This window comes from Streptomyces albidus (ex Kaewkla and Franco 2022) (assembly GCF_013870515.1).
Taxonomy (GTDB): domain Bacteria; phylum Actinomycetota; class Actinomycetes; order Streptomycetales; family Streptomycetaceae; genus Streptomyces; species Streptomyces albidus.
In genome coordinates this window covers 21,282-31,182 of sequence record NZ_JACBXA010000048.1, presented here as the reverse complement: position 1 = coordinate 31,182, position 9,901 = coordinate 21,282, and the positions used below count along the sequence as shown (strand labels likewise).

The following is a 9,901-nucleotide window of genomic DNA, read 5'->3' as shown; positions in this document are numbered from 1 at the left end:
GCGTGCCGCATCGCCTCCGCCATCACGACCGGCTCCTGGGCCCTCGTCACGGCGGAGGCCAGCATCACCGCCGCGCACCCCAGCTCCATGGCGAGGGCCACGTCGGAGGCCGTGCCCGCGCCGGCGTCGAGGACGACCGGGACGCCCGCGCGTTCAGTGATCAACTGGAAGTTGTGCGGATTGCGGATCCCGAGGCCGGAGCCGATCGGCGAGCCCAGCGGCATGATCGCGGCGCACCCCACGTCCTCCAGCTTGCGGGCCAGCACGGGGTCGTCGTTGGTGTACGGAAGCACGGTGAAGCCGTCGTCGACCAACGTCTCGGCCGCGTCCAGGAGTTCGACGGGATCGGGCAGCAGGGTGCGCTCGTCGGCGATGACCTCGAGCTTGACCCAGTCGGTGCCGAGCGCTTCACGGGCGAGGCGTGCGGTGAGGACCGCGTCGCCGGCCGTGTAGCAGCCCGCCGTGTTGGGGAGCACGCTGATGCCGTGCTTGCGCAGCACGGACAGCACCGACCCCTGGACGCCGGGATCGAGGCGGCGCATCGCCACCGTCGTCAGCTCGGTCCCGGAAGCCAGCAGCGAGCGCTCCATGACGTCGAGGCTGGGCGCACCGCCCGTACCCATGATCAACCGGGAGGTGAAGCTGCGTCCGCCGATGACGAGCGGGTCCTCGGACGGTGAGGCGGGAACTGCGGCCGGCACGGAGGAGACGGCGGGATCGGTGCCGGGCGTGGGGAAGACCGTGGTGTCGGTCATGTCGGGTCAGCCTCCCTGCACTGCGGTGAGCACTTCGATGCGGTCGCCCTCGGCCAGCCGCTGCTGAGGCCACATGCCGCGAGGTACGACGGCTTCGTTCAGGGCGGCGGCGATCCCGGAGGGCGCCGTGCTCAGCGTGGCCACCAGCTGATCGAGGGTGAGGTCGGACGGGACGTCCCGGGGCGCGCCGTTCACCGAGACGGTGACGGTCGCGGCGGGGGAGGGGCGGATCGTCATGCTGACTGCTCCTGTGGCTCGCTGCCGGCGGGGGAGCCCGGCAGAGGTCGCTGCGTGGATGGCTGTGCGAACCGTCCGGGGATGAACGGAAAGGCCGGCTCGGGGAGTTCACCGGTCGCCAGCAGCTCGCCCATCACGTCGCCGGTGACCGGTGTGAGCAGCACGCCGTTGCGGTAGTGGCCGGTGGCGAGATGGAGCCCCGGAAGGGCGGTGGGGCCCAGCAGCGGCGCGTTGTCGGGCGACGCCGGACGCAGGCCCGCGCAGGTCTCGGTCAACGGCAACTCGGTGAGGCCGGGGACGAGTTCATGGGCGTCCCGCAGCAGTTCGTAGACGCCGCCCGCCGTGACCGTGGTGTCCCAGCCCATCTCCTCGCTGGTCGCGCCGATGACGAGCTCGCCGTTGGCCCGCGGCACCAGGTAGATGTGACCGCCGCGCACCACTGCCCGCACGGTGCGCGAGAGGAAGGGGCCGTATGCGGACGGCGGCATGCGCAGCCGCAGCACCTGACCCTTGACCGGGCGCACCGGTGGGACGAGTTCGGGTGGCATGCCCTCCAGCCGTGACGCGTACGAGCCCAGCGCCAGCACGGTCTGGCCCGCCTCGACCGAGGTGCCGTCGTCGAGCGTCACGCCGGTGGCGCGGTCACCGGTGACCGTGACGCGCACGGCGGCGGACCGCCGGAACGTCACCCCCGCACGCTCGCAGGCCAGCAGCAGCGCGGTGACCAGACGGCGCGGGTCGACCTGGTGATCCCCGTCGACGCGCAGCCCGCCCCGTACCGACGGAGCGAGCATCGGCTCGAGACGCCGGCACTCCCGGCCCGTCAGCCACTGCGAGTCCAACCCGCAACGCTGTTGCAGGGCGTGCAGTTCGCGCAGATCCGCGCGGTCGTCGGCGTCGAGGGCGGCAGCCAGGGTGCCGCAGGCGCGATAGCCGATCTCCTGGCCGCTCGCCTCCTCCAGCTCCGCGGTGAAGTCCGGATAGCGGGCTGCGGACTCGAGGTTGAGACCGAGCAGGGCTTCCTCGCCGTAGTGCAGTTCGGTGACGGCGGCGAGCATCCCGGCGGCCACCCGCGCGGCACCACCGCCGGGTTCGGGGTCGACGAGCGTGGTGCTCATGCCACGCTGAGCCGCCCGCCACGCGGTGACGAGCCCGATGACTCCGCCCCCGACGACGACGGCGTCGGCGGGTGATCCGGCACCGGAATCCTGCCGGAGTCCGGCAGTTGGGGATGTGCTGCTGGGCTGCATGAGGACTTGCTTCTCCCTTCGCCGGAATGACCCGGATCAGGTTCGTACGGTCGGAGGCCGCAGCCTCCCTCTCAGCCCGGTGCGCCGGACTCCCGCGTACGTCATCTCTTGCTGTGCGATCGGTGTGCTCCGTTCAGCGTACTGCCCTGCTCCCCGCCTGCGGCGTGCAGATGCCGGGCACTTCCGCGCGTTCCGCCTGGCGGCACCGTCATAGAGTGCGTGTGTGACTGACAGTCGGAGCGGGCAGCGGGTCGTGATCGTCGGTGCGGGGATGGCCGGCGTACAGACAGCCGTGCAACTGCGCGAGCAGGGTTGGCCGGGAGCGATCAGGCTGATCGGCGGCGAGCCCCATCAGCCTTACGACCGGCCGCCGTTGTCGAAGGCGGTGCTGCTGGGCAGGACCGACGACGCGTACGCCGACGTCTCCTTCGACATCGACTTCGGCGGCCTCGACGTCGATCTGGAGCTGGGCCGGCAGGTGACCGGGCTGCGCACCGCGGAGCGCCTGCTGGAGACGGAGGCCGGCGCGGTGGCCTACGACCATCTCGTCATCGCGACGGGCGCCGAAGCCGTCACGCTGCCGGGCAGCGCCGACCTCCCCGGAGTCCATCTGCTGCGCACCCTGGACGACGCGGCCCGGCTGCGGCCCGTACTGGCCGCACGGGGCGCCGTCGTGGTGGTCGGCGCGGGCTGGATCGGCGCCGAGTTCACCACGGCGGCGCGCGAGGCGGGGTGCGCGGTGACCGTGGTGGAGGCCGCCGACGGGCCCCTTCCCGGAGCGCTTCCGGCGCAGGTCACCTCATACATGCGCGACTGGTACGAGCACAGCGGCGCCGAGCTCCGTACGGGCGTTGCCGTGCGGTCGATCGAGCGGGGCGGCGTGCTGCTCGCAGACGGCACGCACGTACCCGCCGACGCCGTCGTGGTGGGCATCGGCTCGCGCCCCGCGACCGGCTGGCTGGAGAGTTCCGGGGTCGAACTGGCCGGCGACGGGTCGGTACGCGCGGACGAAGCTCTGCGCACCTCCGCGCCGCACGTCTACGCGGTCGGCGACTGCGCGTCGTTCCCCTCCGCCCGGTACGGCGAGCGGCTGCTCGTCCACCACTGGGACAACGCGCTGCAGGGACCGCGGGTCGTGGCCGTGAACATCGCGGCCGAGGGTCTCGCGGACGGAGAGGCGGAGAGTGCCGTCTACGATCCGGTGCCCTACTTCTGGTCCGAGCAGTTCGGCCGCTTCGTCCAGTACGCCGGGCACCGCGGTGAGGAGGACGAGCTGATCCGGCGCGGAGACCCGCGTGAGCCGGCCTGGTCGGTCTGCTGGATGCGCGACGGCCTCCTGACCGCGCTGCTGGCGGTCGGCCGGCCACGCGATCTGGCGCAGGGCAGGAAGCTCATCGAACGCCGCGCGCCGGTCGACAGGAAAGCGGTGGCCGACGCCGCGGTGCCCCTGAAGAAGGCCGCCCTCCAGATGAACGCGGCCGATCGGTAGCGGCCCGCACAGTAGTGACTGTCACAGCGGGATGGCACGCTGGTAGGTGTGACAGAGATTGATGCAAGGACCGATGCTCTCGTCCCCGCCTGGCTCACCCTCCCGGATGTCGCCGAAAAGCTGGAAGTGCCGGTGACCCGTGCACGGCAGCTGGTCAAGGAAGGCCAGCTGATCGCGGTGCGCCGCGGGGAGGGGCGGACTCTGCAGGTTCCCGCCGACTTCATCGGCGAGGGCCGCATCGTGAAGGGCCTGGGCGGCACCATCACACTCCTGAAGGACGACGGCTTCAGCGACGAGGAGATGCTGGAATGGCTGTTCACAGAGGATGAGAGCCTGCCCGGCACGCCGGCGCAGGCGCTGAGTGAGAACCGCGGGACAGAGGTGAAGCGCCGAGCCCAGGCACTCGCCGTGTGATCCGCGTGACACGCAGCAGGACGCCCTGAGCGGGAGCCTGCGGTTCGCGTCCCGGCCTCCACCCGTGCGTCCGCAGAGCCACAGCACAGGGGTCACACCAAGAAGTGACACCGCGAAGTCCGTACCACCCATCACCCACGGCGTACGGGCGCGGGCTCCAGGCCCCGCCCGTACGCCCCATGTCCGGGGGACGTCATGAGCGCCGCCACCGCCCGCCAGCAGCTCGCCGACGCGCGTCTCTACCTGTGCACCGACGCCCGCAAGGAGCAGGGCGACCTGCCCCAGTTCCTGGACGCGGTCCTGCGGGGCGGCGTCGACATCGTGCAGCTGCGGGACAAGTCGATGGAGGCCGCCGAGGAGCTGGAGCACCTGGAGGTCTTCGCGGACGCCTGCCGCCGCCACGGCAAGCTGCTCGCGGTCAACGACAGGGCCGACGTCGCGCACGCCTCCCGTTCCGGCGTGCTGCACCTGGGCCAGGGAGACCTGCCCGTCCCGGCTGCCCGCGCCGTCCTCGGCGAAGAGATCCTCGTCGGCCGGTCCACGCACGCCGAGGCCGAGGTCGACGCGGCCGTCGAGGAGCCGGGCGTCGACTACTTCTGCACCGGCCCCTGCTGGCCCACCCCGACCAAGCCCGGGCGGCACGCCCCGGGGCTGCCGCTGGTGCGCTATGCGGCCTCGCTGGCGCCCGCGCGCCCGTGGTTCGCCATCGGAGGGATCGACGCGTCCAATCTGGACCAGGTGCTCGACGCGGGTGCCAGGCGCGTCGTCGTCGTACGGGTGCTCACCCAGTCCGACGATCCGGAATCCGCTGCGGCCGCTCTCGCCAAGCGGCTCCGGGAGCGTGCCGACCAGGATCCGAGCGGCTGAGCCCGCCCGGTGCGTACGGAACGCATGGACACCTGCCCCTCAAGCAGGACGGAACGGACCCGGCGGCCTCCCGATCCGGAATGCCCTCTAGCCAAGGCCGATAGCCTTCAAGCATGGCCATCGGTATCTCAGCTACCAGGACAGATCGCATGAGGACGGTGCGTGACCTGCTCGCGACGGGGCAGAAGTCGTACTCCTTCGAGTTCTTCGCTCCCAAGACGGAGAAAGGGGAGCGCTCACTGTGGAACGCGCTGCGGCGGATCGAAGCCGCCTCGCCGACCTTCGTCTCCGTGACCTACGGCGCGGGTGGCTCCTCCCGTGAGGGGACCGTGCGCAACACCGAGCGCATCGCCACCGAGACCACCCTGACCCCCGTCGCCCACCTCACCGCTGTCAACCACTCACGGTCCGAGCTCCGCAACGTCATCGGTCAGTACGCCGACGCGGGCATCCGCAACGTGCTCGCCGTCCGCGGCGACCCTCCCGGCGACCCCATGGGCGAGTGGGTGAAGCACCCCGAAGGGCTCGGCTACGCCTCTGAACTGGTCGAACTGATCAAGGAGTCCGGCGACTTCTGCGTGGGCGTCGCCGCCTTCCCGGAGATGCACCCACGGTCGAGCGACTGGGACACCGACGTCGAGCACTTCGTCAACAAGTGCCGTGCCGGGGCGGACTACGCGATCACGCAGATGTTCTTCAGGGCCGAGGACTATCTGCGCCTGAGGGACAGCGTCGCCGCAGCCGGTTGCGAGACTCCGATCATCCCCGAGATCATGCCGATGACCAACGTGAACCAGATCGAGCGGTTCGCGCAGCTCAGCAACGCGACGATTCCCCCTGAGATGACGGATCGACTCCGAGCGGTCGAACATGACCCAGCGGCGGTACGCTCGGTCGGGATCGAGTGCGCCACGGAGTTGTGTGCGAGGCTGTTGGACGAGGATGTCCCCGGACTTCACTTCATTACGCTCAACAACTCCACGGCGACTCTGGAAATCCATCAGAATCTTGGACTCCACGAGCGTTCCTGACTGGAAGTAGCCGACCGAGGCAGTGAGAAGAGGGGGCTTACATGGGCTGGACAGTCCTCTACATCGCGTTCGGCATCGTCGCGCTGTGGCTGTTGGGCGAGGTGTTGCTGCAGTACAAGGCGCGGTTGCGCTGGCGTCTGCTGGCCTTCTCAGGCTTCCTCTGCGTCGTCGTGGGCGCGCTGCTCCCGTCGGTTGTCGTGATCGGAGTGGGCATCGCCGCGTTCGCCACCGGCCAGACCTTCGTGACTCTCTCCTATCGCCGCGGCTTCTCGGCGGGCTGGGCGCTCGGCGGCATGCCGGGCTCCAGCCGCCGGCGCCGCGAGGAGGAGGCAGCCCAGGAGGAGGAGCTGGAGCCCCTGCCGAAGCCCGGTGAGTTCGAGGTGCCGGAGCCCGCGGCGGCACTGACCGCAAGCGGCGGATTCAGCTCCGAGACCTTCGAGATGAGCTCGCTCGCCTCGAACGGCTACGGCGCGAACGGTTACGGCACCAACGGCTACGACACCGCCGGTGCCGGCGCCGGCGCCCTGGGGGCGAACGGCTTCGAGGCCAACGGCTACGAGGCGAACCCGTTCGACCCCGGCGGTTACGAGACCCGCAGCTTCGCGGCGGCGGACGCCTCCCTCGGCTCCAACGGCTTCGGGGGCTACGACACGGCCCAGCCGTACGACTCCCTCGGCGGCTACCAGCCGGGCGGCTTCGAGCCCGATCCGTACCAGACCGCGACGAACGGCTACGGCGCCCAGCAGTCCGTCCCCGTCTACCAGCCGGGCCCGCTGCCGGACGAGACCGGAGAGTTCAGCCTCAGCGGCTACGACACCGGCTACCCCGGTGCCGACCAGCGCGGGATATATCAGGACCAGCCCCAGCAGCAGTACGCCGCGTACTCCGACCCGTACTACGGCTACGACGGCAACTCGGGTTACTCGGGCACGTCGTTCGACGACTACGACAACAGCTACGGCGCGGGCTACGGCGGCATCGGCGACCTCCCCGGCTACGGCCCGGAGCAGTCCCCCTACGGCGCCTCCGACCCGTACGGGACCAACGGCTACGGCATGAACGGGTACGGGACCGACGGCTACGGCACCCAGTACGACCCGGGCGGCGCGTACCCCGCGGAGCAGGCCTACTTCCCCCAGGCACCGACCGGTGGCGGCGGGGTGTGGGTGCCGCAGCAGAGAGATCCCAACGACCCGATGCAGCAGGAGCAGCCGCCCTACCCGTATCAGAACGGCGATCCGAACGGATACGGCGCCCAGGGCAACGGCTACTACTACTGAGTCGCCTCTCCACACCCGTAACAGCGGGCGCTTTTTCAGGGCCCCGGCCACCAGGCCCGGGCACGAGGTCTCACCGGGAGCCGCGCCAGTCGTCGCCCTCCACGATCAGGCCCGCGACCAGCGCTCCGGACATCCCGGCGTGTGCCGGTCCGCCGCCGGGGTGTCCCCAGCCGCCGGCCCGGTAGAGCCCCTTCGTCGCCGTCCTGTTCGGCGGCCGCACGATCCCTTCCCCGGCCAGCGCCGGTGCCGGTACGAGTCCGCCCGGCACTCCCGTCTCCCTCTCGATGTCCTCAGGCGTGTGCACCACGCGCCACAGCATCCGCTCGCCCAGATTCAGTCCGGCCGTATCGGCAGCGGTGATCAACCGGTCGGCAAGCAGGGACGCCTCCTCCCGGTCGGGCACCTCGTCCGCCCGTACGGTCACGGACAGCACAGCTGATTCGTGCTCCGCGTCCGGGCGCAGCGTCGGGTCGTCGGGGCGCAGCACGGTCAGGGGCGTCCCCGGGGCGTCCGCGCGGTGTACGACCGTTCGGTGCGCGGTTCCGGTCGGCCGTGCCCCCCGCAGAGCGAGCAGTACGGTGAGCCGGGACGCGGCCGGCACACCCGACACATCGGCGTCCGGAGTGGCCGCGTCCGCAGACGGTCGGCAACTCCCCGCCACGACGGCGTCCGCGTCGACGTCGGGCCCGTCCGCCAGCTCCAGCCCTGACGCCCGGCCGTTCTCCTCCCGGACGCGCAGCACTTCGGTGCCGAAGCGGAAGTCCACCCCGCGCTCGAGGCAGCGCTCGTACAGCGCTTCCGCGAGCCGCCGCATCCCGCCGCGCACGTGCCAACTGCCGAAGGTGTGCTCCAGATACGCGAGCACCGCAGCGCCGGCGGGAGCTCTCCGGGGGTCCAGGCCGTAGGCGTGAGCGCAACCCGTCAGCATGGCGGCGAGCCGGGGATCGCGCAGCTCGTCGGCCGCGACCTCGGCGAGGGTGGGTGTGCGACGGCGCAACAGCCCCTTCCTGCGGAGAGCGGGGTAGGGGTCGCGTGCTGACAGCGCACGGGCCGCGGGTACGTCGGCTGCGCTGAGCGGCTCCTCCAGGAGCGGGCGCCGGGTGGCGTCCCAGACCGTACGGGCGCGGGCCAGCAGATCCGTCCAGCGCTCTCCCGCGCCCTTGCCCAGAGCGCCGTCCAGCGCCTCGATGACACCCGCACGGGATGCGTGCGGCAGCGAGACCGCCGTGCCGTCCGCGAAGACGTGCCGGACGGCCGGATCGAGCCGGACGAGCTCCACGCACTTCTCCAGCGGCTCCCTGCCGGTCTTCACGAACAGATCGCGGTAGACGGCCGGGAGGTGCAGCAGGCCCGGGCCGGTGTCGAAGCGGAAGCCGTCCCGCTCGTGGAGCCGCACCCCGCCCCCGAAGGTCTCCGTGCGCTCGTGCACCGTCACTTCGTGCCCCGCGACAGCCAGCCGTGCCGAGGCCGCCATGGCGCCCAGGCCGGCGCCGATCACCGCAATGCGTGCCATGACGAGGGACTTTAGCGGGGGGCGCCCACGGGCGACCGGGCGGGCGCGTGTACGTCCGTGCCGTCTGAGCGGTTCCGCCCGGGGCTGAGTGCGCACGGCTGAGTAGCGCTACCTAGCCCGCCAGTTGAGTAGCAGAGCGGATGGGAAGCGGTGCGCCCTGACGGCAGAGTGATGCACGTGGCAAGGGGCACTGCTCCGGTACCGCCGACACGGGGTGGCGGAACGGAGCGGTTCCCTTGCCAGGGGGAAGCGGGCCACAGCGGCCCGCACGGGGGACGGGGGATCGGGGGAAGGCGTGCGCAGCCCACCTGGACCGTGTGGTCGTCGGATACGGCCCCACGGAAGAGCGGTGGCACCTGCCGGCTACCGGGGCTGCGCACACCCCCCGACCCGTCCCTGCAGCAGCAGCGACAGTGCGCCGTGCACGTCGTCGAGGGAGCGCTCCGGCTGGAAGGCCTTCCAGTCGAGAGCCGCGACAAGCACCATGCCGACCAGGGCGGAACCGGTCAGCGGGATGTCGATCTCCTCGCTCAGCTCGCCCTCCTCGACGCCGGCCCGCAACTCGGCCTCCACCACGGCGACCGCCTCCTTGCGGACCACCATCAAGGTCGAGTTCCAGGCCCTGTTGGTGCGCCACAGTTCGGCGACGTAGAGCTGGGTGAAGGCCGGGTAGCGGTCGATGAAGGCCAGGCCGGCACGGACCATCGCGTCGAGGGCGTCGACCCGCCCGCCGCCGGCCCGCGCGTTCGCCCGGCCGGCTTCCCTCAGATCCGCCGTGAGCAACTCGACGCCGTGGCGCAGCAGTTCCTCGAACAGCTCGTTCTTGCTGGCGAAGTTGTAGTAGACCGTCCCCTTCGCCACACCGGCGCGTTCGGCGATCTCCTCCACCGTGGTGGAGGAGAAGCCCTGTTCGGCGATGAGCGTGACCGCGGCCTGGAAGAGCTTTCTCCGGGTCGTGTCGCGGCTGCGCCGGGTGCGAGGGCTGCCCGTACCGGCCCCGCGCGCACCACCTGCACCCGTGCCGTCCCCGGCCACGGGGCCGTCGTCCGCGACGCTGCTCGTCAT

General features: G+C 71.3%; 10 protein-coding genes and 1 riboswitch. Of the genes, 5 read left to right on the top strand and 5 right to left on the bottom strand.

Going from position 1 to position 9,901, the window contains the following annotated elements:
• From H5J26_RS10890 to thiO, 3 genes are all read right to left on the bottom strand, one after another.
• Nucleotides 1-755: thiazole synthase (locus H5J26_RS10890; protein ID WP_181765579.1), on the bottom strand; the 755-nt coding region annotated here is incomplete at its 3' end.
• A 6-nt stretch (nucleotides 756-761) separates the two neighbouring features.
• On the bottom strand, nucleotides 762-992 hold the full coding sequence (gene thiS / locus H5J26_RS10885; RefSeq protein WP_181765578.1) for a sulfur carrier protein ThiS: 231 nt from the start codon (nucleotides 990-992) through the stop codon (nucleotides 762-764).
• On the bottom strand, nucleotides 989-2,242 hold the full coding sequence (thiO, locus tag H5J26_RS10880; protein ID WP_181765577.1) for a glycine oxidase ThiO: 1,254 nt from the start codon (nucleotides 2,240-2,242) through the stop codon (nucleotides 989-991). Before thiO ends, thiS begins: the two co-directional genes overlap by 4 nt.
• Nucleotides 2,239-2,348, bottom strand: a riboswitch (TPP riboswitch). It overlaps the preceding gene by 4 nt.
• Nucleotides 2,349-2,513: 165 nt before the next feature.
• Between thiO and H5J26_RS10875 the strand changes: the two genes are divergently transcribed.
• The 5 genes from H5J26_RS10875 (at nucleotide 2,514) to H5J26_RS10855 (ending at nucleotide 7,323) form a co-directional block, all read left to right on the top strand.
• Nucleotides 2,514-3,731, top strand: a complete 1,218-nt coding sequence (locus H5J26_RS10875; protein ID WP_210771204.1) for an NAD(P)/FAD-dependent oxidoreductase — start codon at nucleotides 2,514-2,516, stop codon at nucleotides 3,729-3,731.
• A gap of 48 nt (nucleotides 3,732-3,779) precedes the next feature.
• The gene (locus H5J26_RS10870; RefSeq protein ID WP_181765575.1) at nucleotides 3,780-4,145 is read left to right on the top strand and encodes a helix-turn-helix domain-containing protein; all 366 of its coding nucleotides are present in this window, start codon (nucleotides 3,780-3,782) and stop codon (nucleotides 4,143-4,145) included.
• A 195-nt stretch (nucleotides 4,146-4,340) separates the two neighbouring features.
• A complete protein-coding gene (gene thiE, locus H5J26_RS10865; RefSeq protein ID WP_181765574.1) occupies nucleotides 4,341-5,012 on the top strand; it encodes a thiamine phosphate synthase in 672 nt (223 codons plus the stop codon).
• A gap of 113 nt (nucleotides 5,013-5,125) precedes the next feature.
• Entirely contained in the window at nucleotides 5,126-6,043 is a 918-nt protein-coding gene (gene metF / locus H5J26_RS10860) for a methylenetetrahydrofolate reductase [NAD(P)H] (protein ID WP_181765573.1), read from the top strand.
• A gap of 41 nt (nucleotides 6,044-6,084) precedes the next feature.
• Entirely contained in the window at nucleotides 6,085-7,323 is a 1,239-nt protein-coding gene (locus H5J26_RS10855; RefSeq protein ID WP_181765572.1) for a hypothetical protein, read from the top strand.
• Nucleotides 7,324-7,393: 70 nt separating this feature from the next.
• Here the strand turns inward: H5J26_RS10855 and H5J26_RS10850 are convergent, their stop codons facing one another.
• Entirely contained in the window at nucleotides 7,394-8,836 is a 1,443-nt protein-coding gene (locus tag H5J26_RS10850) for a phytoene desaturase family protein (protein WP_181765571.1), read from the bottom strand.
• Nucleotides 8,837-9,199: 363 nt separating this feature from the next.
• On the bottom strand, nucleotides 9,200-9,901 hold the full coding sequence (locus H5J26_RS10845; protein ID WP_181765570.1) for a TetR/AcrR family transcriptional regulator: 702 nt from the start codon (nucleotides 9,899-9,901) through the stop codon (nucleotides 9,200-9,202).